General features: G+C 60.8%; 15 protein-coding genes and 1 pseudogene. 12 read left to right on the top strand and 4 right to left on the bottom strand.

Annotation, left to right across the window (positions count from 1 at the left end; all coding sequences use genetic code 11):
- Positions 1-11: 11 nt before the first annotated feature.
- Positions 12-764 (bottom strand): transposase, encoded by a 753-nt coding sequence (locus NKH50_RS25870; RefSeq protein ID WP_352881803.1) that lies wholly within the window; start codon positions 762-764, stop codon positions 12-14.
- On the opposite strand from NKH50_RS25870, the gene NKH50_RS25875 reads away from it, so the two are divergent.
- The 8 genes and pseudogenes from NKH50_RS25875 (at position 674) to NKH50_RS25910 (ending at position 12838) form a co-directional block, all read left to right on the top strand.
- Entirely contained in the window at positions 674-1189 is a 516-nt protein-coding gene (locus NKH50_RS25875) for a hypothetical protein (protein WP_352881846.1), read from the top strand. The genes NKH50_RS25870 and NKH50_RS25875 overlap by 91 nt on opposite strands.
- Positions 1190-1584: 395 nt before the next feature.
- Positions 1585-2574 (top strand): nodulation protein NodZ, encoded by a 990-nt coding sequence (locus tag NKH50_RS25880; protein WP_352457979.1) that lies wholly within the window; start codon positions 1585-1587, stop codon positions 2572-2574.
- A gap of 242 nt (positions 2575-2816) precedes the next feature.
- Positions 2817-4232 carry a mannose-1-phosphate guanylyltransferase/mannose-6-phosphate isomerase gene (locus NKH50_RS25885; RefSeq protein ID WP_352457980.1) on the top strand — a complete coding sequence of 472 codons (1416 nt, stop codon included), beginning with the start codon at positions 2817-2819 and terminating at the stop codon, positions 4230-4232.
- Between the two features lie 681 nt (positions 4233-4913).
- Positions 4914-5210 (top strand): DUF4917 family protein, encoded by a 297-nt coding sequence (locus NKH50_RS25890; protein WP_352881844.1) that lies wholly within the window; start codon positions 4914-4916, stop codon positions 5208-5210.
- 236 nt (positions 5211-5446) lie between these two features.
- Positions 5447-5905 (top strand): (2Fe-2S)-binding protein, encoded by a 459-nt coding sequence (locus tag NKH50_RS25895; protein WP_352881807.1) that lies wholly within the window; start codon positions 5447-5449, stop codon positions 5903-5905.
- Positions 5906-5910: 5 nt separating this feature from the next.
- The gene (locus tag NKH50_RS25900) at positions 5911-8109 is read left to right on the top strand and encodes a xanthine dehydrogenase family protein molybdopterin-binding subunit (protein ID WP_352881810.1); all 2199 of its coding nucleotides are present in this window, start codon (positions 5911-5913) and stop codon (positions 8107-8109) included.
- A gap of 1073 nt (positions 8110-9182) precedes the next feature.
- Positions 9183-9727 (top strand): annotated as a pseudogene (locus NKH50_RS25905) (IS91 family transposase); the annotation flags it as partial.
- A gap of 489 nt (positions 9728-10216) precedes the next feature.
- Entirely contained in the window at positions 10217-12838 is a 2622-nt protein-coding gene (locus NKH50_RS25910) for an AMP-binding protein (RefSeq protein WP_352881813.1), read from the top strand.
- A 190-nt stretch (positions 12839-13028) separates the two neighbouring features.
- On the opposite strand, the gene NKH50_RS25915 is transcribed toward NKH50_RS25910, so the two are convergent.
- The 3 genes from NKH50_RS25915 to NKH50_RS25925 all read right to left on the bottom strand — a co-directional run bounded on the left by NKH50_RS25915 (position 13029) and on the right by NKH50_RS25925 (position 15396).
- Positions 13029-13577 carry a hypothetical protein gene (locus NKH50_RS25915; RefSeq protein ID WP_352457985.1) on the bottom strand — a complete coding sequence of 183 codons (549 nt, stop codon included), beginning with the start codon at positions 13575-13577 and terminating at the stop codon, positions 13029-13031.
- Between the two features lie 7 nt (positions 13578-13584).
- Entirely contained in the window at positions 13585-14886 is a 1302-nt protein-coding gene (locus tag NKH50_RS25920; RefSeq protein WP_352881816.1) for a hypothetical protein, read from the bottom strand.
- 363 nt (positions 14887-15249) lie between these two features.
- Positions 15250-15396: a hypothetical protein gene (locus tag NKH50_RS25925; RefSeq protein WP_352457987.1), complete on the bottom strand. Its 147-nt coding sequence runs from the start codon at positions 15394-15396 to the stop codon at positions 15250-15252.
- Between the two features lie 340 nt (positions 15397-15736).
- Here NKH50_RS25925 and NKH50_RS25930 point away from each other — a divergent pair, with 340 nt between their 5' ends.
- From NKH50_RS25930 to NKH50_RS25945, 4 genes are read left to right on the top strand one after another with little or no spacing between them, the layout of a single operon-like run.
- Entirely contained in the window at positions 15737-17296 is a 1560-nt protein-coding gene (locus NKH50_RS25930; protein WP_352457988.1) for a Wadjet anti-phage system protein JetA family protein, read from the top strand.
- The gene (locus tag NKH50_RS25935) at positions 17286-17936 is read left to right on the top strand and encodes a DUF4194 domain-containing protein (protein WP_352457989.1); all 651 of its coding nucleotides are present in this window, start codon (positions 17286-17288) and stop codon (positions 17934-17936) included. The genes NKH50_RS25930 and NKH50_RS25935 overlap by 11 nt, the downstream gene beginning before the upstream one ends.
- Complete coding sequence (locus NKH50_RS25940) at positions 17933-21367, top strand: SbcC/MukB-like Walker B domain-containing protein (protein WP_352881820.1); 3435 nt, start codon at positions 17933-17935, stop codon at positions 21365-21367. Before NKH50_RS25935 ends, NKH50_RS25940 begins: the two co-directional genes overlap by 4 nt.
- Positions 21364-22620, top strand: a complete 1257-nt coding sequence (locus NKH50_RS25945; RefSeq protein ID WP_352881823.1) for a Wadjet anti-phage system protein JetD domain-containing protein — start codon at positions 21364-21366, stop codon at positions 22618-22620. The genes NKH50_RS25940 and NKH50_RS25945 overlap by 4 nt, the downstream gene beginning before the upstream one ends.
- The last annotated feature ends 235 nt before the right edge of the window (positions 22621-22855 follow it).

Below are 22855 nucleotides of genomic sequence, written 5' to 3' on the forward strand. Positions count from 1 at the left end.
TTCAGCGTCTTCTAATGGAAATTGTTTTGATCAGTGAAATCGATTGTTTGGATGAGGTGCATCCACAAAATGGATTGTTTGGGCAGCGCGGCCCCATCGGCGGCACAAAGTCGTGGGTGCGAGGTTTCGCTCCGCGCGAAGACAAAGTTCGTGTCAGTCGGCGGCTGCACATCTGAGACGGCGGCGAAAAGCGCGGGGAGGGCATTACGTATTGACCTCCATGGAATTTCGGGCGCGCTATCCCGAAAACGGTGGCTGGGCTTCAACGATGGGCGGGACGAAGCGACCATCAAACTGTGTTTCATACTGTAGGCGATCGCAGTGCGGCGAATTTGAACGGCCGCCTTTGCCAGCCCTCGCCATCGCATCCGGCGAAGGTCGTAGCTTCGTTTACAGGTACCGAAGATCTTCTCGATCCGACTACAATTCTGTGGATCGGTTGGTTCTAGGCGTCGAGCTTTCGGCCTCGTCCCACCCCCACATAGCGGTTGCGACGATGCGCGGACTTCCACCCTTGGCGCGTACCGCGCCGCCGAGATGACTCGGTAGGCGCTGTCGGCAAGCACTTCGCCGGGATTGTCGGGCAGAGCATCAGGAACGGCCTTGCCGTCCTCGGTGTGGGCGCGGTGACGGCGATCTCCTCGACAAGGGCCGTATCGGCGTAGGCACCGACATGGGCTTTGAAGGGAAACGCTGGTCGGCCCTTGTGCTTGACCCAATGGCGCTTTCATCGTCTTCGCTGGCCGAGGCGATGATCGCCGCATCGACAAGCGTGCCGGTCTTCACCTGGATCGCTGAGCTGGCGGGTGATCTCGGCGAACAACAGGGTCATGAACCTCAACGGCCTTTCGAAAACGGACGAAAGCGGGTTCGCACAGGTGTCGGCTCCGACACCGAGAATCCGCAGAACCGTCGGAACGATCCTCCACATGACTACAGACGCCAAAATTCCTCTCTCGGCCATCGTCGCACAGCATCGCGTGCCAGTCGCTCAGTCCAGCCGGCTCGAAAGCTATCCGGCAGGAGTTGCGCCATGTTGGCGCACCTGAAAGCGTCAGAGGGCGCCGTGTCGCATCTTTCGATGGGACCGGACGCCATGATGGCCATAAATGACGTGGATGGCCTGCGCCTGACATTCGACGGCTGGCGGGTCCTGCACATCCGTCCTTCAGGAAACGACCGCAAATGACATGTTGCGTTGAGGCAGTTAAGAATTGGACTTGAAACAGGGACTTTGTGGACTGCCTCGACCGGCTGTTTCGCTTAGCAAAGCGCGGCCCCACGTCAGCAGAGGCTCATGGTCAAGGAACGCCTGAGTATCCATCACATGGATGGGCCACATCCACGCAATCAATTTTACACATGTCGCCGCGCGCATTAGAGAACGCTGAATTTAAACCGGAAGCGAGTGCACCCGGCGTCAAGATTTGCGAGCGTCACAGAGATAAGGATGGGCAGTGCTGAGGGAGCTCTTCTGCCCCACGGCGCAGCCTCTACCAAATCGTCCGGCGTCACGGTCGACTAGTGTCGATTAAGGGATCCCAAGCCAGATGCAACCTCGTCTCTGAAACGAGATTTCCGAAAATGCAGGTCAGTGGATTGGTAAAGCGCAGGTTCGTCGTCTCTCAGAGGCGTACGGGGTTCGGTGATTGTCTGTGGTCGCTGGCGGCCGCTTGGCGCTACGCTCAGCGGTCGGGACGAACGCTAGCCGTCGACTGGCGCGGGTCCTGCTATCTCGACCAACCCTTCACAAATGCCTTTCCGGTGTTCTTCCAACCGATCAATGACATCGCTGGCGTACCGGCTATTTGCGACGACCGGATCAACGACTTTTCCTTCCCGGGTCCATTCTTCCCGGAGTGGTGGAATAGGCCAGCGATCGACTGCCTTTACCGCCCAGATGAGCAGATTTTCCAAGAGCGCGACGAGTTGGGCGAGCTCTTTCAGGCCGAACACGATGTCGAAGCGAACACAGTAGTGTGTGACGCCTGTTTGATGTGGCGCTGCGATGAGGATGCCGAGCGGCAGGTCTTCCAGAGTGTCAAGCCTCGGTCTGAAATTCAAACACGCATAGATGCCATTTACCAAGAATGTTTTGAGGGGCACAGCATCATCGGGGTTCATGTTCGACATGGTAACGGTGAAGACATCATGGACCATGCGCCCTACTGGGCCGATCCGGAGTTCGCCGTTCGACAAGTGTGCACTGCGGTTGATAAGGCTAAAGCGTTACCGCACCCCAAGCCTGTGCGGCTGTTCTTGTGCACGGACAGCGCGCAAATCCTGGATCACCTGTCGGCCAGGTTTCCCGATCTTCTCACCGTCCCCAAGCATTTCCGATCCGATCAAGACGGCCCCTTACACACTGCAGCACTTGGGATTGACGGCGCAATTTCCGCCCTCGTTGAGATGTATCTTCTCGGGCGCTGCGATACCGTAATTCGGTTTCCTCCGACGAGCGCCTTTACACGATATGCACGCCTTTTCGTACCACGCGTAATTGAGTTCGATCTGAAGGAGCCAAGTCGTTTGATTTTGATAGAAGACAGCCAAAGAATCTCTGGTCTCAGTTAAGACCCGCCACCTGCACAATTCGGCGGATGCAACCAACAGGCATAGTTGAATGTCCATTTCTCATCGAGGCCATGGAAGCGTCGTACGATACCGATAGCGTCGTCATCTGAGGCCGTTCGGCAACGCGCCAGAACTTCGCTGTTACTCGGAGCCCGCAGACCAAGCCAGAGCGACGGCGATCGTGACGCTAACGCTCGAAAGGGCGCGGGCAATCACTCCAGAGACGAAATCGAGGTTGTTATATGAAAGTGGTTCCCGTCATCATCAGCGGCGGAGCCGGATCGCGGCTATGGCCCGCCTCAAGGCAATCGCACCCTAAACCTTTCCTCAAAGTGGCAGACGGGCATTCACTGATGCAGCACACTGTGTTGCGCGTCGGTTCGATAAAGGGCGTAGTGGAACTCGTCGCCGTGACATCTGGGGAACACCTCTTCCTTACTAAGGACGAGTTCGACGAACTAGATTCCGTGGTCCTGCCACGCACCTTTCTGCTCGAGCCTGAAGGCCGGGATACGGCCGCAGCCGTTGCGGCAGCCGCCATCCATGCCAAGGCAACGCAAGGCCCTGACGCGATTCTATGCGTCTTCCCAGCCGATCACATGGTTGGCAACCTGCCTGCATTTTTAGACGTCATGTGCCGGGCCATCGAACATGCGAAGCTCGGGCGGATCGCCACATTGGGCATCACCCCAACCAGACCGGACACGGCATTCGGCTATATCGAAGCGGATGGTGAGAAAGTCGTCCGTTTCGTTGAAAAACCGGATCTGGACACAGCCAAAGCCTATGTCGCGTCCAAGCGCTTCTTCTGGAACGCCGGCATTTTCTGCTTTAGCGCACAAACCATGCTCGACGAGATGGCATCGCATTGCCCCGCGGTGATCCAGGCCGTCTCCGACAGCTACGAGAACGGCCGCTTCAGTCAAGGCGAAGGCTTTGCCAAAATCGAACTCGCGCCTGAGCATTTCGGCTCCGCCCCGCGAATCTCCCTCGACCACGCTGTCATGGAGAAGACGAACAAACTTGCCGTGGTTGCCTGCGACATGGATTGGAACGACATCGGATCCTGGAACGCAATGGCCGATTTGATCGCCCCCGACGAAAGCGGGAACAGGATACGCGGCGATGTGCATATGGTCGACACGACCGGCAGCTATGTGAGCTCCGACAAGCGCGTCATCGGCACGGTCGGTGTCAGCGATCTGGTGATCGTCGATTCCCCGGACGCTTTGCTTGTCGCATCCCGCGACCGCGTTCAGGACGTCAAGAAGCTGTTCGAGGGCCTCAAGGCTTCAGGACATGAAGCTCACCTGGTCCATAGCACGGTACACCGGCCGTGGGGTACCTACACGGTTCTTGAGGAAGGCGAGCGCTTCAAGATCAAACGCATCGAGGTGAAGCCCGGTCGCAGGCTGAGCCTGCAGATGCACTATCATCGTTCGGAGCACTGGGTCGTGGTCAGCGGCTCCGCGAAAATCGTCAATGGCGAGCAGGAGTTGTTCCTGGCGACAAACGAATCAGCCTACATCCCCTGCGGCCATAAGCATCGGCTGGAGAACCCAGGCAGAATTGACCTGGTGATCATTGAAGTGCAGAGCGGCGATTATCTCGCCGAGGATGATATCGTTCGCTTCGACGACGTATATGGTCGAACGTAGATTTCACCCGCGCATGACGAGAACGGTCAACGTGTCGCTGGCTAATTACAGCTAGGAAGGCCGTCTGCCCACTCAGGACCGGATGCTTGTGGAATCGGGAATTGACCAAGGCAGCGGCGAATGACCGCAATCGGCATCAGGGTGGAACAAATCAACCGGAAAAGACCGGAGAGCATAGTAACGCAACACAGTACCACTGTCGAATAAGCCTTTGATATTTCTGACTTTCCAAGCACGCTCAGGGCCCACCAAAATTATATCAATGGCTTATGGCCGACTTCGCTCTGAAGTGGGCCAAATCGACCTCGCTATCCCCGCAGCACTCAGTTTGATTGTTTTCGCATGAAAACGAGCAAGGACAGGGGGAGGGCGATCTTGTGCTGGCTTCTATGTCCAATCTTGCTCCTGTTCGTCGTCAGGTTGTGTGCAGCCACACATAGCGCGGCTATCGCGAGGCTGGAAGGCCTCCGATCGATAGGTGCGGCGAACGGCGGCAACGACGTGCGAATAGGATGGCTGAGCGTATGATCGAGAATACCGCAGCTGCGGTCTAGCGCGAAATGCAGCGTCTGTGACTCATCGGTCATTGCAGCGGCGATGAACCGGAAATCATGACCCTAAGCCGCCCTTCATCAGCCCACCAGCGCCCAGAAGAAGGCGAAGATCCGTCACAATGCCTACCTGTACCAAGGCTTCAAGCAGTTCACCGCGAATGTGAAGACCGCCAGCCATTGCTTCTTCATTTTCGGCCATTCGCTCGCTACGAATGACGACCACATCCTTAACCGCATAGCGCGTGGCAAGTTTCGCGAGCTCTGTGTTGGCATCTATGGTGAACCAGCATCCGCGGATAACCAGCGGATCATGAAGCACGCGAACGAGCTAGCGGTGCAGCGCAACGAAAAATCGCCGCTTGATGTCGTCTTTTATGATGCTGCTACAGTTCATGGCTGGGCTTTAGGCTTAGAAGCGGAATGACTGCAACCAGGTCATCGAGCCGGAAACTGACCGGCCGGTCGGCCCAAAAATGACATTCAGTTGCCTCCAGCCTTTCGACACGAGCCACTTCACGATCTCGCGATTGCCAGCTAGCGGCTTGTGGCTCGAGCTGCGCGATCCTAGTGTGTGGTCGCTATGCCTCAGCAAGAAGAGCCCGGTTCCCAGCCGGGCGGAGGCGCAACGAGATAGCCAGCTCAGGACAAGGAGAGCAAGCCATGGTCGCTTTTACCCTCAATGGCGAGGCGCGAACACTCGACGTCGATCCAGAGATCCCGCTGCTCTGGGCGATCCGTGACGGCATCGGACTCACAGGAACGAAATTCGGTTGCGGCCTTGCCCAGTGCGGCGCTTGCACGGTTCACGTTAACGGCATGCCGACGCGCTCGTGCCAGACCGCAGTCGGCGACATCGAAGGAGCCTCGATCACCACCATTGAGGGCCTGTCGGGCAAGATCGGCGAAACGGTCCAGGCCGTGTGGACCGAGTTCGACGTACCTCAATGCGGCTATTGCCAGTCTGGCCAGATCATGTCGGCCGTGGCCCTCCTGACAGAGACGCCGAAGCCGACGGACGATGATATTGATTCGGCGATGAGCGGCAATCTCTGCCGCTGCGCCACCTATCATCGCATCCGCGCGGCCATCCACGAGACCGCCAACCGGCTGGAGACTTGAGGCAGTTGCAGTTTCTCCCGAAGCACAATGCCGTGCGGCCCACGCGCCGCCAGTTCCTCCTCGGCACGGCCGTCACCACCGCGGGCCTCGCCGTGGGCTACCGGCTAATGATGGCCGCGCCCGCCAACGCACAAACGACGCCTGCAACGGTCCAGGCGAACCCCTTCCATACCTATGTCGAGATCACACCGGAGAACCGAATCGTCATCCACTCCTCGCAGTTCGAGATGGGACAAGGCTCCTATTTCGGCATCGCCACCCTGGTTATGGAAGAGCTCGACGGGGCCTGGGCGCATGTGGACGTGGTCGGCGGATATGGCAATACCGCGCTCTACGGCAATCTCGCCTGGGGCGGGGCCGCGCAGGGAACCGGTGGCTCCACTTCGATGAGCTCGTCGTGGGAGCGCTACCGCAAGGCGGGTGCTGCCGCACGGGCCATGCTGGTGGCGGCCGCGGCGCAGCGGTGGGACGTGCCAGCCGGCGAGATCACAGTCGCTTCCGGGATCGTGTCGCACGCCTCAGGGATGCAGGCGCGCTTCGGTGACCTGGCTGAAGCCGCAGCGGGAATGCCGGTTCCCGACGACGTGCCGCTAAAGCCGCGCGACAAGTGGGCCCAGATCGGATCGGACAGCCTCAAGCGCTACGATTCCGCCGGCAAGACCAATGGCGCGCAGACCTACACGATCGACCTCAAGATGGATGGATTCAATACGGCCGTTATGATCCATCCGCCGAAGTTCGGCGCTGAGATCGAGAGCTTCGACGCCTCCAAGGCCAAGGCACTCGACGGCATTGTCGATGTCGTCCAGACGCCGCGCGGCATTGCCGTGGTCGGCAGGGACATGTGGACGGCGCTCAAGGGCCGCGATCTCGTGGAGGTGACCTGGAACGAAGAGAAGGCCGAAAGGCGCGGCACGGCCGAGATCATGGCCGAATACACTAAGGCAGCAGACGATCCGGGCGCGGCCACCGCGCGCGACGACGGTAACACTCCCGCAGCGTTGGCCAGTGCTGAGAAAGTCATCCAAGGGCACTACGAATTCCCCTATCTTGTCCATGCTTCGATCGAGCCACTCAACGCGGCCGCCCGAATCAACGAAGACGGCACCATCGACGTCTGGGGCGGACACCAGATGCCCGACCTTTATCAGGCGGCTGCCGCTCAAGTAGGCGGCACCACGCCGGACAAGGTGAGGCTGCACGTGATGAAGACCGGCGGCAGCTTCGGCCGCCGAGCGGTCTCGGACGCAGATCTCATTATCGAAGCTGTTTCCACAGCGCGTGCACTGGGACCCGGCAAGCCTGTGAAGGTGCAGTGGACCCGCGAGAACGACATGCGGGGTGGGCGGTACCGGCCGGCCTATGTGCACGCAGTCAAGGCGGGGCTCGACAAGGAAGGCAACGTCGTCGCTCTCCATGACCACATCGTGGGCCAATCGATCGCGGGCGGTTCCCCCTTTGCGGCGATGATCGAGAACGGCATCGATCCGACCTCCGTGGAGGGCGCCACCAACCTGGCCTATGCGATCCCGAACCTGAAGGTCGAGCTGACCACCACGGACGTGAACATCCCAGTGCTGTGGTGGCGTTCGGTAGGCTCCACCCACACCGCTTACGCAATGGAAACCCTGATCGATGAGCTCGCCGCCGCTGCGAACCGTGATCCGGTCGACTTCCGCTTGTCGATGCTCGGTCACCATCCACGGCATGCCGGCGTGCTGAAATTGGCTGCTGAGAAGGCAGGCTGGGACAAGCCTCTGCCGGAAGGCCGTTTCCGCGGCGTGGCCCTGCATGAAAGCCTCTCGACCTATGTCGCCGAGGTGGTGGAGATCACCTTCAACGATGGAAATGATTTCAAAGTCGACCGCGTCGTCTGCGCGGTAGATTGCGGCACCGCGATAAATCCTGACCAGATCCGCGCTCAGATGGAGGGCGGTATCGGCTTCGGCCTAGGCGCGATCCTCCAGGAGGAGCTGACCCTGACGGGCGGTGTCGTAGACCAAGAGAACTACGACACCTATACACCGCTCAGGATCGAGCAGATGCCGCGCGTCGAGGTGCACATTGTGCCGTCCGACGAGCCGCCCACGGGCGTTGGCGAGCCGGGTGTGCCGCCGATCGGCCCGGCCGTCGCCAACGCGCTACGGGCGGCGACGGGCAAGACGATCCGCAAGCTGCCGATCATAAAGAACTTGTCAGCATAGCCGGGAATGACACCATGAAAACGGCCGCGATGAAGATCGCGGTCGTAGGTCGTTTTTGAACGCCTCCTGACAGGCGATCACCTCCATTCGATCAATTTCCGGCGGCTGCCCGGTCCAATATCCGGTTTAGAGACGGTAACCCGTGTTCTGAACGACCGCAGACGGTCGTTGGTGCTGGTACCACTGAAGAACCGCTTTCGAGACGCAAATGCCGCACGCAAATGTCTCGAAAGGGTCACGCTAGAGACTTTGTACCGCCTGGTTGCATGTCTGCTATCGCTTTCTGGGCGCGAGAAGCGGCCGGTCCTCTGACGTCCCCATAACAGGAATGTCTTCGCGCTGAGCGTCAGCAGTTGGCGCTACCGCGACCTTTCTCAGGAAGGCTGCACACCGACGCGATCTTCCTTTCGCCTTGCGCAAACCTCCCTTCCGAGTGAGGCGTTCAGTGCGTCGGTTGAAGTCCCACTGATCTCTCACCAATTGATTTTTATGGCTTTCTGAATACCCTCCGGGCCCACCAAAATCTCAAACCAATGGGTTATGGCCGACTTCGCTCTGAAGTGGGCCAAATCGGCCTCGCTATCCCGCAGCACTCAGTTTGATTGTTTTCGCATGAAAACGACCCAAGGACAGGGGGAGGGCGATCTTGTGCTGGCTTCTATGTCTAATCTTGCTCCTGTTCGTCGTCAGGTTGTGTGCAGTCACACATAGCGCGGCTATCGCGAGGCTGGAAGGCCTCCGATCGATAGGTGCGGCGACCGGCGGCAACGTCCTGCGAATAGGATGGCTGAGCGTATGATCGAGAATACCGCAGCTGCGGTCTAGCGCGAAATGCAGCGTCTCTGACCCATCGGTCATTGCAGCGGCGATAAACCGGAAATCATGACCCGAAGCCGCTCTTCATCAGCCCATTTCGCCGCCGGATAGCCGACGTTCACCGCAACCAGCGTTCCTGACCCACCTAGGCAAACATTCCCAGCCTGATTTTGCTCCCGAATAGCGGACGTTCGCCGGAACCGGTATTCATGACCCGCAGCGGACCTATGTTCCGCGTGTCGCCAATTGTCGCGCTGCACGACGCCGGTCGGCTCGCCTTCTTCGGATCGGCGGCACACCTGGCCGACCGTCGGCCTTCCTGCGTCATCTGAAGCCTGTTCGCAGCAAGCGCTGGGTGGTGTATGCCAAGCCGCCCTTAGCCGGACCCCAAGCGGTGCTCGCCTACCTGTCGCGCTACACGCACCGGGTCGCCATCTCGAACCGCCGCCTGATCGCCTTCGATTAGGCTGGAGTCACCTTCCGCTACAAGGACTATCGCCGCGACGGTGCCGAGCGCCAGCGCGCCATGACGCTTGCCGCCGACGAGTTCATCCGCCGTTTCCTGCTCCATGTCCTGCCGCGTGGGTTCCACCGCATCCGTCACTATGGGCTGCTCGCCGGCTCCGCCCGCAAGGCCAGCCTCGCACTCGCGCGCAAACTGCTGAGCGTTGCTCCGCCGCTCGAAGCCGACATTCCAGAAGAACCGGCTGACGTCCGCCCGCCTTGCCCTTACTGCGGCGGACGCATGGTCGTCATCGAGAGGTTCGAACGGTGGTGCCAGCCTCGTGCACCGCCTGCCTCAAGAGCGCCGAACCGGGAGAACGCCCATGAGCCGGCATGGCCAAGTTGCTCGTACGACCGCGCCACGCCGGCGCCGGTCAACGGGATGTCATGTGCGCGGCGCCGTGGCGCCGGTCGTCACGCACACCAATCCCGTCGGAATCAACGCTACAGCCTCTGCGACCTGGCCCGGAAGCCGCTTCCCGACATGCCCATCCCATCCTATGCGGAAGTTCGCGACAGGCGCTGGCACACCCCGAGGCACAAATCCCCAAGGCAATCGTCTGCGGCCCGCGGGTTCCTGCATGAGAGACTTTCGTACGCCTGACGTCACCCTAAACCCTTCAGCAAGTCGGTCATTGAGGTGATCTTTGCTGTTGCCCGATAGCAGACGTTGCCGGCGACCACGCTGGACATCGTAGTTTCGCCCTCCGCTCGCGCGCGAACACATCCGGTAAAAGTTGATGCAATCACTCAACAAACGTGATAGCCGCCGTCCCCGACTGCACTGATGGCTGCAATAAGCCTCTTCAAATTGACGGAGATCAGGGGAATGGGGTTAACCCGGCGCTTGGAAGAATACGGCGATCGTCCGGCGCTGATCTTTCCCGGCCGCACTCCGATCACCTACCGCGATCTTGCGCTGCGTGTCACAGCGTTGGCAGCCGAGTTCGGACCGGAGAAAAAGCTGGTCGCGGTAGCAGCCGAGCCGAGGGAACACGCGGTCATCTCCTATCTGGCAGCCGTGCACGGCAAGCAGGCCGTCGGATTGATCCCGCCCTGCAACGCATCGGCTCTGGACGACTTCGTCGCCGACTATTCGCCCGAAATCATCTGCAGACGAGTAGACGCCCGCTGGCGCTGCCGCGCGGAAGCCGGGAAGTCCAATGGCGCACTGCATCCCGATCTCGCCTTGCTGCTCGGTACTTCCGGCAGCACCGGCAAGAGCCGGTATGTTCGCCTGTCAGCCGCCGCAATCGAGGCCAATGCGGGAGCCATAGTCAGCTATCTGGAACTCGGCCATCGGGACCGGGCGGCGCTTATCCTGCCATTCCACTATTCTTACGGCCTCTCGGTCCTGAACTCTCATCTAGAGGCAGGTGCCAGCATTTATTTCCCGAAACACGGTGCCTCCCACGCCGCCTTTGCTCAAGAGATGCGCGAAGCGCGCTGCACCAATATCAGTGGCGTTCCCTACTCATTCGAAATGATGGACCACGCCGGCTTCCGGAGGCACAACTTGCCTGAGTTGCGTTTCATGACGGTAGCCGGCGGACGCATGCAACAAGCTCTGGCCGAGACCTTTCGGCGTCATCTCGCGGACAACTCTGGCTGCTTCTTCATGATGTATGGGCAGACCGAGGCAACCGCTCGCATCGCCTATGTTCCCCCCGGCGAGCTCAAGGGCAATCTGGGCAGCATCGGCATTGCCATCCCGGGCGGCAAAATCCGGTTGGCTGATGAAGACGGCCGGCCAATCGAACAAAATGGCGAGCCGGGCGAACTCATCTACAGCGGTCCCAATGTGATGATGGGCTATGCCCATCGACGGGCGGATCTGGCAATGGCGCACGAAGTCGCCGATTTGCGTACAGGCGACATCGCAAAGCGTGATGATCGCGGGTTCTATTCGATAGTCGGTCGCCGCAAACGGATGTCGAAGATCGCGGGCCTACGCCTGAGCCACGACGCGATCGAAACGGCGCTTGAGAAAGCTGGGATCGCCGCAGCAGTCGTCGGAGACGATGAGCGCATTCTGGCGATGGTGACGACACCCAACGTCGACGACAACGAGGTGCTCCAGGTCATGATGGCTGCAAGCGGACTGCCAAGGCCGCACCTTGAAGTCGGCAGGGCGACGTCGTTGCGGAAACTCGCCTCGGGGAAGATCGACTATGCTTCACTCCAGGCTCGCCTGCGAGCCCCGCGTCAGGAGATGGCCATGAATGTCCTGGACGCCTTCAGGAATGCCTTCTATCCGCGTCAAGTTGGTCCCAGCGACACTTTCGAAAAGCTCGGCGGCGACTCGCTGCTCTATGTGCAGCTCTCGCTGACCTTGGAACGTGAACTCGGGAGCCTGCCGGAGGGATGGGAAACCATGCCCCTTGGCGACCTTACCCGAACCGCCGAACCCAGCAACCATAATCGGTCCATCGATAGTCAACTGGTCCTGCGTGCTGCCGCGATCCTGCTGGTTGTTATCCATCACGCAACGCTCTGGCCCATTCCGGGCGGAGCCGCCACACTCGTGATACTGGTCGGGTTCAGCCTGGCTCGCTTTCAGCGCCATCGGCTGTTCGCCGGCGATGGTCTGGCGGTGTTGCGGCCGCTGGCAGCCAACCTCGCGCTCTATGCGCCCATCGTCGCGGGTTTCTCCCTGGCGCGTGGCGAGGTGCTATGGCCATCGGTCTTCCTGAGTGGCAATCTCGGCTTTGCCGCACCGCCGCACATGATGCCGTATCTATACTGGTTCGTTGAGGCGTATGCGCAGACCATTCTTCTATGGGTGATCCTGTTTTCCATTCCGCAGGCGCGGCGCATCGCACATGCAATGCCGCTCGCTTCTGGCATTTTCGTGCTGGCAATTGCTGTAGCAGCCAAGTTCCTCACGCCACTCGTCTGGTACATCGGCGGGCCGCAAATATTCACACTGCCTGACATCCTTTATTTGGCCATCCTAGGCTGGTGCCTGTACTTCCTCGACACGCCGCCGAAACGGAAGGCGTTCTTTGCCGTCGCCACTGTTCTTTGCCTGGTGCTGGCCTGGTGGGGCGGCAATTGGACAGGTTCCTGGGTCAAGTTCATGCTGGTGCTCGGCGCGGTCTTCGTCCTGCTTTTCATTCCGCGCATTACATTGCCCGGTTGGGCGGCGCCCCTCATCCTGCCGGTCTCTGCCGCCAGCTATCACATCTATCTTTTTCACCGCGTAATCCCCGACTGGCTGCTTCCCCAACTCGACCTGGGCACGCAGCAGCCTTCCGGGCCGGCAGCGGCCATTTCGATTGGTCTCGCGTCAGGCTTGGCAGTATTCTGGTTGCAAAAACAATTTATTGGCTGGCTTGCGTATCGGCGAGCCTCCCGCCTCGGTTGGCGGAGCCATGTCGTCGGTGGCCCATTGAAAGCAGCCGAATAAGACAGATTGGCCGGAGAACGGGGACGCCACTTCGACAAAGTCGGCATCTCGACCGGCGCAGCGGCGAGCGGTGCCCTCAGATAGTTGAGCGCATGCGGCAGGTCCTCGTACCGGAAATCGCCGGTCTCGCGCTCACGCAAGAAGCGCTGGCCAATTAGATCGATCACGGCCTGGACGTGCTCGTGCGCAATCACAGCCAGTAGCGCTTCGCCATTGGTGCGCCGAGGCGGGGCATGTCGATTATGAGCGCGAGCAGCGGCTCGACCTGTTCAGCCGACAACCCCTTGAGCAGCCCCAGCTGATCCCAGTTGAACATGCCGCCGACCCAGCCGAACAATCCGCGGGACGACAGCGACTGAACCGCCGGCAGGAAGATCGCGTCGAACAGTCCGTCCGGATGCTTGGTGGACTGCCGCGCAGCGGCCACCGCTACATTTTGGAGGACCTGATCGTCTTTCGCCGCCAGGCCTTTGGCGGTGATGGTCGCGAGCAGGTCGAACCGGAACGCCTCGGCGAACTGAAGATCCAGGTGATCGACGAGAGATGCCTGTCTTCGCCCCCAAGTTTCGATCCGCGGATTGACCGCAGCACCATGACCCGCGTCCGACAGGCCTTGCAGCATGCCGGGCAGCCAGTTGGCGAGTCGGTCGTTCAGTCGCGGCATCCAGTCAAGCAATATGTCCGGCTGAGCTGCGGCGAGCTTTTTGATGAACTCCTGCAACCCGAGGAACGTCGCCATATCCTCGCTACGGTTTCGACGAACCGCTCGAGCCGCGCGAGCCACTCGTCGGCGCTCGCCGCATCGACGCTCGCCACCAAGGTGTCGATCCCGGCGGAGCGCTCCTTCGCCGCACCTCATAATCGAACCCGGGCTTCGCCCACATGAATGGGGTCACGCTGTCGTGCCCGACGAGCAACCGGTAGCGGTCGAAATCGGGATCGCCTTCCAGCGCTGCGCGGCACGCCGTGATCGCGTCAACCAACCGGCCCTGTGCGGCGACCAGTCCGGGCTTGTCCGCCATCCCCGGCGGCAGTGCGTGATACGCGTAGAATTTATGGTGTAGATCGACCTCGAGCTGTCTCTTTGCTTCTAGGCCGAGATCGGGCACCACCGCAGTGAAAAACCGGACGACATGCGCCAGATCCTCCATGATGACCTCGCCAAGCAGGTCGGTATAGCCGGCGTTGTTCGGCGTATTGCCTGCAGCGAGCATGGCGTGGCGGACGTCCTCGCGCGCGGCGTCCTTGCCCAGCAGGCCGTGCAGGCGCTCGAGCTGGTGCAGTGCGTCGCGCCGCATCGCCTTGAGGTCCTCGGTCACCGCGACCGACCTGGTATGCAACGTCACGGATTCAGCCTGCCAGCTAGTGCCGGTCACCGTACTCGACAGCGCCTCGCGCAGCATGATGGCAGCGCTGGGCGCCGCTGCGACGAACGCCGCATCGTCAAAGCATGCGATGCGGTCGACCAGCAGTCGCTGGAGCCCCGGTCCGACCTGCTGCCAAGTCCCCGCCGGTCCGTGCTTCGCGAAATGCCGGGTGAAATCGTCGATCGGCTTGCGCTCGTCCTCGGTGGCCGTCGTCCAGCGCATCGCTATCAGCGCATCGAGCATTCGCTCGGGGCTCGCATAAAGGAGACAGCCAGTCTCGAGAATGCGGCAAATCTTGGTGATCACCGCGCGCTCTTGATCCCGGGATATTCGCCGAAATACCTTTTGTGCGGCACGTCGGGCATCGCCGGTGCGCGGATTACTGCATCCGACAGCGTGTTCGATAATCTCGGGAGCGGCCGCGATATAGTCGTCATAGTTGGGCAGCACATAGTTAGAAAATTTCTCGACGGCATCGTCGAGAGAATTGCGATCAGTGCAGGCGCGGATCACGCCAAGCGCGTCGCTGTCGAACATCGCCTTGCCGTCGCGCAATTGCGCATAATCACTCGCAATCTTATCGAACGCATAACCCGCCGGCAGGAGAAACTCCTGCATCACCTTGCGCAGCCGCTTGCGCATCGCCTCGACCTTGGCGGCGCCGAACCCGACATCGGCCATCGGCTTGTAGATTGTGTCGTGCGCCATCTCCGCCCAGGCCTGGTCCAGGACCGTCTGGACCTGGATCTCGCAGCGCAGCCCGGCGAACCGGCGATATTCGGGAAGCGCACAGCGAGCATCGCTGAGTGTCACCACCCAGTTTTCGGAGATGAAGAACTCGGCGCCGTCTTCCTTGCTGTCGGGGTAGTGGATTTTCGAGCGATCATAATCCACTGTGAAATTCTCCCGCAGGATGCCGCTCTGCCCAAAGCGGTGTACATCGCCATTGGTGTAGAAGATGAGACGGCAGCCCGAGACGTCCTTGGCGATATCACCGATTGCCGCATCCGCTGCCGCGTCGGCCTTGACGAGCTTGGCGCGCAGCTAGTCCACCTCCTTGGTGCGATGCTGGATGTTCTGCAGCCGCAGGTCCTTGTGCTCGGCGGCCGCCGCCTGGAGGATCGCCGCCACCGCCTCCGCGAAGTCGGCGTAGAGCGCGCGGCCGCCATTCTCGTATTCGTCAATATTCATGCGGCGCTCCTTTCTTCTTTGCCTTGGCTGGTGGCGTGCGAGCTTGCTGCGCAAAATACGCACCGGTGCCGGTCCAAGGCTCGCGTCGACCTGAGTAGGTCGTCAGCGGAAGGTCCGCTTGCTGATGACTTCAGCCTCCGCTCGCGCGCCAAAGCTGCCGGACCGCAAAGCGCCGCATTCTGGAGCCAACGCTGATGTCCAATATCACAAAAACAGCCGTTTGTTCATCATTGCCCGAAGCCGGTTTGAACCATTTTTTGTGTCTTACCGGTAGGCATCATCCTTAAGCACTTGACCTTCAGACGGGCTCCCGTCAACTTCGTCTTCAGGGGTGGGATTCTTGGCAAAGTCTGCAGTATCTTCAGTATCGGATGCATCGCGTCCGCAACTCTTCGGCCAACTCGGCCCGGACGTCTTTACGGTGTTCTCTGGCGGGAACCGGCTGCTCTATGAGCGGGCGATCCTTGCCGTCTACGACGGCCTCTACCGGTCGGACCTGCTGTTCCCGACCGAGGCGGAGGTGGTCGGCGTGATCTACGACTGTGTCACGCGGGAGCCCGGCCTTTGGGCTGAGGACGAAGCTGCCGTCGACCTAGACCGTCTCATCACGCGAACCGGCCGACGGGTTAGACGTCGCCGCGTCGCAGGCGTTGATGATGAGGCCACCGGGAGCGCGATTAGCCGCTCCCGGCATATCTATAACCGCATGTTGCAGACGGGCTGGCTGGACGAGGCGAGCTATGGGCTTAAGACGACCGTAGAGATGCCGTCCGGCGCGATGCGTCTCGCCGAATTCCTGTGCTCCCTGAAGGAGGGCGCCGCCGAGCAACTCGGCGGCCTAGTGGTGGAGGTGAGGAACGCGATCCGCGCGGTACGCGAGAAGCCAGCCGAGAACGCTCTGGGCCTCAACAAGGCCGCCCAAGACTCGGCACGTTTCGGACGGTACCTAAGAAGCGTGCTCGCGGCCCTGCGGGAAGTTGACCGGCGGGTGCTCTCCTCGGACACGCTTGCCGAGCGGCTGCGGCACTACTTCGAGGACTTCGTCGAGCGGGTGCTACTGCGCGACTACACGTCCATCTCGACCACGGCTCATCCCTACCGGCATCGGCGGACCATTATCGCCTCCCTCGACGAGTTGGAGGATTCCGAGATTGATCTGGCAGCAATCGCAGACGCGTACCTTGAGGCCAGGCTGGTTCCTGATGGGCAAGCGGCGCGCGACCTCGTGCAGGAGGACGTGTTCCAGATCCGCCGCGTGTTCGAGCGCATCGAGGAATCCTTCGAGGCGATCCAGCAACACCGGTCCAGGCTCGAGACGCGGCTGCGCAACGTGGTCAGATATGCCGGGCGCCGAACCAACTTCGTTCAGCGCAGCGAGCATGTGATCCAGGGCCTCGATGACGCTCTTTCGCGGGGCGTTGACGATCTTACGGTCCGAGGATTGATTGAGCCTCGGTTGACTGTGGTCGCTCCCGAGCTCCTCGCGAAGCCGCGCGGGGCGCGGCCAGAGATCGCCGACGCAGACCTAGCTCTTCCGGCGCCCGATCCGATACGCGAATTCAGACGTCAACTCGAGCGGGCATACTTGGATCGCCTGACCATCACGCCGGCAAAGGTTAGCCGTTTCCTCGAAAGGCGGGTCCCGCCCTTTGGCGAAACTACGGCCGCCGCCATGTGGATCGAGACCGTAGACGACTTCCTCGCCTTCGAAGCCATCCGAATGATGGTTGCAGGTGGCCTCGGTGCCGACGCCGACTCGCGACTCGCGAAAGTGCTCGAGGGCAGGTTCGAGCTCGCGGCGTTCGACGAGGGGGTGTCAAACGAGTGGCTAGACTGCGGCGGCTTTCATGTGAAGCGCCTCGATGACAGCATCACTTTCGAGGTCGGGTATGCTGCTTGAGTTCAACGCCCTCGAAAATTCGAACCCCCGTGCCTTCCTAAGGGTCACGCAGTTCATTGCTCATCTAATGCGGAACCAGTTCGTCCACGTGGAGGACCGTGGGGCCGCAACGTTGCTCGAAACGCTTTACCGTCCAGAGCTCGCGAAGCTCGTCGAGGCTTATTTTGACGTCGCCGGCTATCGTCTCGTCCACCGGGAGACTGAAGGCTGGGCGGGGATCCTACCCGATCCGGAGCGCACGTCGCTGCCGAGGATGCGCATTGATGAGACGATTGCCCTACTCCTCATGCGACGGCTCTGGGAAGAGGCGCTCCAACTCGGCGAAATCTACACCAACGGCACCGTCCGCACGACGCTTAACGAGGCGTATGTGGCCTATCAGGGCATAGTCGCCGGAAGTCGGCGCGCGGCCCTTGCGCCAAACGAGTTCCGGGATGTGCTTCGGATGCTCGAACGGAAGGCGATTGTTTGCCTCGGTGAGTTCGACCCAGACGCGCAGGATATGAATCTCGACATTCGCGCGCTCGTTACGAGCATCGCCGGCGACGACTTCGTCGCGTCGCTCGAGCAGATCCTGTCGCGCCCGACTGCCCCGAACCCCGACGCGGACGATCAGGCCACGGTGAGGGGCGAGGCATGATAGAACTGCGGCGCATCGTCCTCGTTAACTGGCACATGATGGTAAGGGCCGACCTCGATCTGGCCGGCGATGCGGCCATCCTCGGCCAGAACCGATCCGGCAAGTCTACGATCATCGATCTGATACAGGCGATCATGGCGGGCGGTTCGTCTCGTCTGTACCGGTTCAACCGATCGGCGGGCGAGAGCAGTGGCCGTTCAGACCGCACCCTCGGGGGCTACTGCCTCGGCCAACTCAACGAGGACACGTTCCTCAGGAATCAGGCAAGGAGCTACATCGCGCTTGTCTTCGAGGATTCGGAAAGGCGGCGGATGCCTGTGAGCCTCGGGCTGTCTGTTGAGGCCGCACGCGGACAACAGACAGAGGTAGTGGGACGGTTTGTAGCCGAGGGGATCAGCGTCGACACCTCAATGCTGCTGGATATCGGCCAAGACGGATCCCGGCCAACCGTCTGGCCCGTAGTGCGCCGTCGACTCGATCAGGCCTGCGACGAAGCGGGCGGTCAGTTGCTCACGCCGGACGACGCCAAGACATTCATCCGTGAGTACATGCGCGCATTGTTCACGGGGCGCCGGGCGTCAGATCCCGAGCGGTTCGTTCGCACTTTCGTGGCCGCGCTCTCCTTCACAGACATCTCGTCTGTCGAACAGTTCGTGCACCGCTACCTGCTCGAGCCCAAGCCGATCGACATCGCCGAGCTACGCGATTCTATCCGCCGCTACCGTGAGATCCAAAAAACCATTGCCGACCTCAACCGAAGACTAGAAGCACTTCGCGCAATCCGCGCCCAAATAGTGGAGTTCGACAGACTTCTCGCCGAGGAGCTCACCTGCCGCGCGATCGAGAAGACCGCCATGCTGATTGAAGGATTCGCCAGGCTGTTGACGAACATTCGTGAACAAAGGTCGAAGTCGCACGAGTTGCATGTAGTCATGGAGGAGTTCGCGCGGGTGGAGGAGGAGATTGAGCGCGAGACCGAGGCGCTCGCGTCCGTTCAGCGACAGCTTGCCGCGACCGGCGCGCAGGGACAGCGCGCCATCGTCGAGCAGGAGATTAGGGGGCTGGAGCGAGACCGTGCTGACGTCATGGAGCGTCTGTCAGCTCGACACCTCCGCGCTGCGCGCGCGATCCAGCTCCTGGGGCTGCGCGACAAGCTGAGCATCATAAACCCGGGCGAACTGCTCCGCGCGCTCGAACGCGTCGAGGAGGACAGCCGCGGGCTCGCACCGCCCGATTGGCCACGCGATCCGGCGAAGATGGATGAGCTGCTGGACGCGGTTTCTGAAGCGGCGATCGCCCGGACAGAAAAGGCGACCGACCAACGAGACGACGCCATCGTATGGGTCAAGCAGCTTGAGGCCGAGACAGCCGAGGACAACAAACAGCTCGCCAACGCCAAACGGGGACAGATTACCCTTAGTACCGCAACCTCGAAACTTATGGAGGCTCTGCGCCGCGAAGGCATGACGCCGCGCACACTCTGCGAGGTCGCCGACGTAATCGACGAACGTTGGCGCAATGCACTTGAGGCGCTACTCACCCGCGACCGCGAGGCCATTATTGTCGATCCGGAGCACGCCTACCGTGCAACCGAAATCCTGCGGCATGGACGGGACACCTATCCGGGATGCCGCGTAGCAAATACCCGCAAGCTCCAGTCGAGGCCGACCGTGGCCGAGGGCGGCACGCTAGCTTCGATGATCGGCAGTGACGACAAGCTGGCCATGGCGTTCGTAGTCTTCAGAATAGGCAATGTACGGCTTGCGGAGAACCAAGATGAGCTTCTATCCAGCGGCCGCGCCGTTATGGCTGACGGTGCATATTACGACGGCCTGATTACTGAGATACGCCGGCCGGATGGCCTCAAGATTGGGCGGGCTGCGGCACCACTAATGGAGGCCACACTACGGGAGCGGATAGAACAGCGGGCGCAGCTTTTGAGGATTCATCTTGAGAAGAAGCGCTTCTTTGAGGACGCGATCCGACGCCTCGAAGATTGCAGTAGACCGGTGGGCGAAAAGGAAAAGTTGGAAGCGCTCGCATTCGCGCAGGGGGATTTGGCCGACAGGCTGGCCGATGCGCGGCGACGACTTGATCGGATATCGGCCCAGGTCGACCCTGAACTACTCGACGCAGAGAAGCGGTCGCAGACCTTATTGAGCAGTCTCAGGGCAGATCGCGATGAACTAATCGACAATCGCGCGTCGCTCAGATCGAAGATTGAGGAGGTCAAGACAAGACTAGGCGCGGGCGAGCAGAGTGTCGGCTCTTATCTGTGCCTCGGCCATCGCCGTCGACAATTCCGTAGTGTCGTGACCTCCGCAGCACAAATTCGATCGCTCCGCGAGCGATATAAAGGCCATCCCGCTAGAATCCCGGCTCGGATTGCTTCCGATATGGAGAAGGCAGCGGACGACGCGAAGGAGGGATATCGGGAGCTCGGTCACGAGATCAGGGCGGCTCTAGGAAGGTATGCGATCGACTTCCCCGACGCACTCGAGGGCTACGCGGACGTGCCGATCATCGGCACGGTGAAGCCATGGGTGTCGACTGGCATTGCGATGCTCGAAGAAAACGAGCTCATTCGGTACCGCGAGCACGCGGACGAGGCGGCAGATCGGATTTCGCGTCTCTTCAAGACGACCTTCATTCATGAGCTGAACAGCCGTTTCGGGCAGCTTCGTTCAGAGATGGAGAAGCTATCCGCGGCGCTCCGTACACGTCCCCTTCACGGCGAGATCTATCGTCTGGCGGAGCTCGTCAAACCGGAGTTCGACGACCTCTATCATCTCGCCAAGGACAGCGAGACCGACGAGCGCGTGCTGGATGCCCTGTTCGGCCGGGCCGCGCCTCGCGACGAGCGGCACGCGCGAGCGCTGAGACAGATAGAGCAGCTCCTCGCCGACGAATCCTTCGACTTTACAGTCTTTCAAGATTACCGCAGCTATTTCACCTATGATCTCAGGATGCGCGACGTCGCGACCGGACGGACGACCAGCTTCGACCGCCGACGCGGCGTGGCCAGCGGTGCTGAACGCCAGGTGCCATTCTACGTCGTCATAGGAGCGGCCCTCGCCAGCTCCTATCATGGCGTCCGCCAGGCGACTTCTCCAAGTGATCTCGGAATGGGCCTCGCCGTATTCGACGAGGCCTTCAGCAAGATGGATGGCCCCAACCAGCGGACACTGCTCGACTTCTACCGCGCGATCGGCCTCCAGGTAGTCATCGCCGCGCCGACCGAGAAACGTGCGGTCGTCTACGAGAATCTAGACTATATCATCGACGTATTCCGCAGCGGGGACATTTCCCTGGCCGAATCCATCCAAATCAAGGATCGTGTCCGCGAGGAGATGCGCGCTGCCAATCCGCAGCACGCGACGGATGAAGAACTCGCGGAACGCCTCGGCCTCAAGGCGAGCGCCGCCGAATGAGCCGGCACGGGTATTCCACCATCAGTTCACTCGTCGACGATCTGCTGACGCGGCACGAACGCAGTCCGGCCGCGCGAAACCTGATTGCCTCGATCGATAATGACGGGTTCGCCAACATGGACCGGCGGGACACCTTCGACGAGGAACTCGCAGCGCTGGAGCGAGCAGGCGGGATCGAGCTGGTCCAAACCGGTCCAAAGACGGAACGTCGGGTAACAGGTGCAAGGCTGAAGGATGCCGGGGTACTCTACCGGAAGCTCCAACGGCGGCCGGCTGGCGAGCTAGCATACCAAGCCGCTGCAGAACTCCGGTCGCAACCGGGGCTACCGGTCGGCGCCGCCAGCTTGATCGACGACGCCGTCGCGGCCTGGACGCGGGGCGTGTCCCACATCGGAGTCCGGAATGGGGACGGGCGAACGCTTGCAAACGTGATCGGCCTCGCCATCGCAGTACGCAGTCGCATGTTGGGCGATCCGCAGGAGGAGCAGGACTTCCGGACGTTCTCGCGGCTGACGGTCGGCGACAGTAAGGCGCTGGAGAAGAATGTCCGGCAAGTCGCCGCAGCAATGGCGAAGATCTTCGCGAGCATGGACGAGCAGACTCGCCTCGATCCGGAGGAACTGCTTGCCAGCGCCGGTATCAGGCGCCTGCCGCAACCAATCCTCATGCACGGTGACGTATCGCTGGACGGGCGGTCGTTTCCGGCGATTCCCTATGTCGGAATACCGACCGACTGCGTTGGCGGGATCAGTCTCCTGACGAAGCCCGACTACGTCCTGACGATCGAGAACTTCACGTCATTCGTCCGGCACATCCGGGAGGTCGCACGGTCCGAACGGGCCCTCGTCATCTATTCCGGTGGCTTCCCCTCGCGGCCGACGCTCGCTACAATCACAAGGCTGGCGGCCCAGGCGCAAGCGCCGACGTTTCACTGGGGAGATATGGACGCCGGAGGCGTCCGCATATTCCGGCACCTCGAAAGACATCTTGCCGACGTCAACATTCCGTTGCGCCCTCATATGATGGACGCCGATCTGCTCCGCCGCTTCGGGAGACCCACGCGGGGCGTGGCCGGTCCTATCGGCGACATGCACGCGAGCGTGATCGCTGGCTTGGCGGATCTCCTCGCCGCTAGTGGTCTCGTGCACGAGCAAGAGGAACTCGATCCGAGAAGTCCGCTTACGCTCACAACTGCTACTCCGGAGCTCGGAAAAACTTCTGACGCTTTGGGTGGAGGAGGAACTCCGCGATAGGCTGGAACTACCGAACGGCGGTTCTTCGGCAAAAGTGCCGACAAACCTCAGGTGGCGGAATGGACGATCTCCCATGACAACGCCCTCGGCATTCCGCAATCGGGATAGGCTTGATCATAATGTTCTTGATTTGTTCCTACCAGCAGATTAGTAATTAGAACTATTGGCATTTCGTCCTGAGGTAGTGCACAACGCCTCCACGTCGAATGTAGGGGATGACTGTGGGAATACTAGG

The organism is Mesorhizobium sp. M1027 (assembly GCF_040318745.1).
In the GTDB taxonomy this organism is placed as follows: domain Bacteria; phylum Pseudomonadota; class Alphaproteobacteria; order Rhizobiales; family Rhizobiaceae; genus Mesorhizobium.

Coding starts and splice junctions, on each gene's coding strand:
- NKH50_RS25875 (WP_352881846.1), top strand. CDS start 674: ATGGGCTTTGAAGGGAAACGCTGGTCGGCCCTTGTGCTTGACCCAATG.
- NKH50_RS25870 (WP_352881803.1), bottom strand. CDS start 764: ATGCGGCGATCATCGCCTCGGCCAGCGAAGACGATGAAAGCGCCATTG.
- NKH50_RS25880 (WP_352457979.1), top strand. CDS start 1,585: ATGCAGGTCAGTGGATTGGTAAAGCGCAGGTTCGTCGTCTCTCAGAGG.
- NKH50_RS25885 (WP_352457980.1), top strand. CDS start 2,817: ATGAAAGTGGTTCCCGTCATCATCAGCGGCGGAGCCGGATCGCGGCTA.
- NKH50_RS25895 (WP_352881807.1), top strand. CDS start 5,447: ATGGTCGCTTTTACCCTCAATGGCGAGGCGCGAACACTCGACGTCGAT.
- NKH50_RS25910 (WP_352881813.1), top strand. CDS start 10,217: ATGGCTGCAATAAGCCTCTTCAAATTGACGGAGATCAGGGGAATGGGG.
- NKH50_RS25915 (WP_352457985.1), bottom strand. CDS start 13,577: ATGGCGACGTTCCTCGGGTTGCAGGAGTTCATCAAAAAGCTCGCCGCA.
- NKH50_RS25920 (WP_352881816.1), bottom strand. CDS start 14,886: ATGGCCGATGTCGGGTTCGGCGCCGCCAAGGTCGAGGCGATGCGCAAG.
- NKH50_RS25925 (WP_352457987.1), bottom strand. CDS start 15,396: ATGAATATTGACGAATACGAGAATGGCGGCCGCGCGCTCTACGCCGAC.
- NKH50_RS25935 (WP_352457989.1), top strand. CDS start 17,286: ATGCTGCTTGAGTTCAACGCCCTCGAAAATTCGAACCCCCGTGCCTTC.
- NKH50_RS25940 (WP_352881820.1), top strand. CDS start 17,933: ATGATAGAACTGCGGCGCATCGTCCTCGTTAACTGGCACATGATGGTA.
- NKH50_RS25945 (WP_352881823.1), top strand. CDS start 21,364: ATGAGCCGGCACGGGTATTCCACCATCAGTTCACTCGTCGACGATCTG.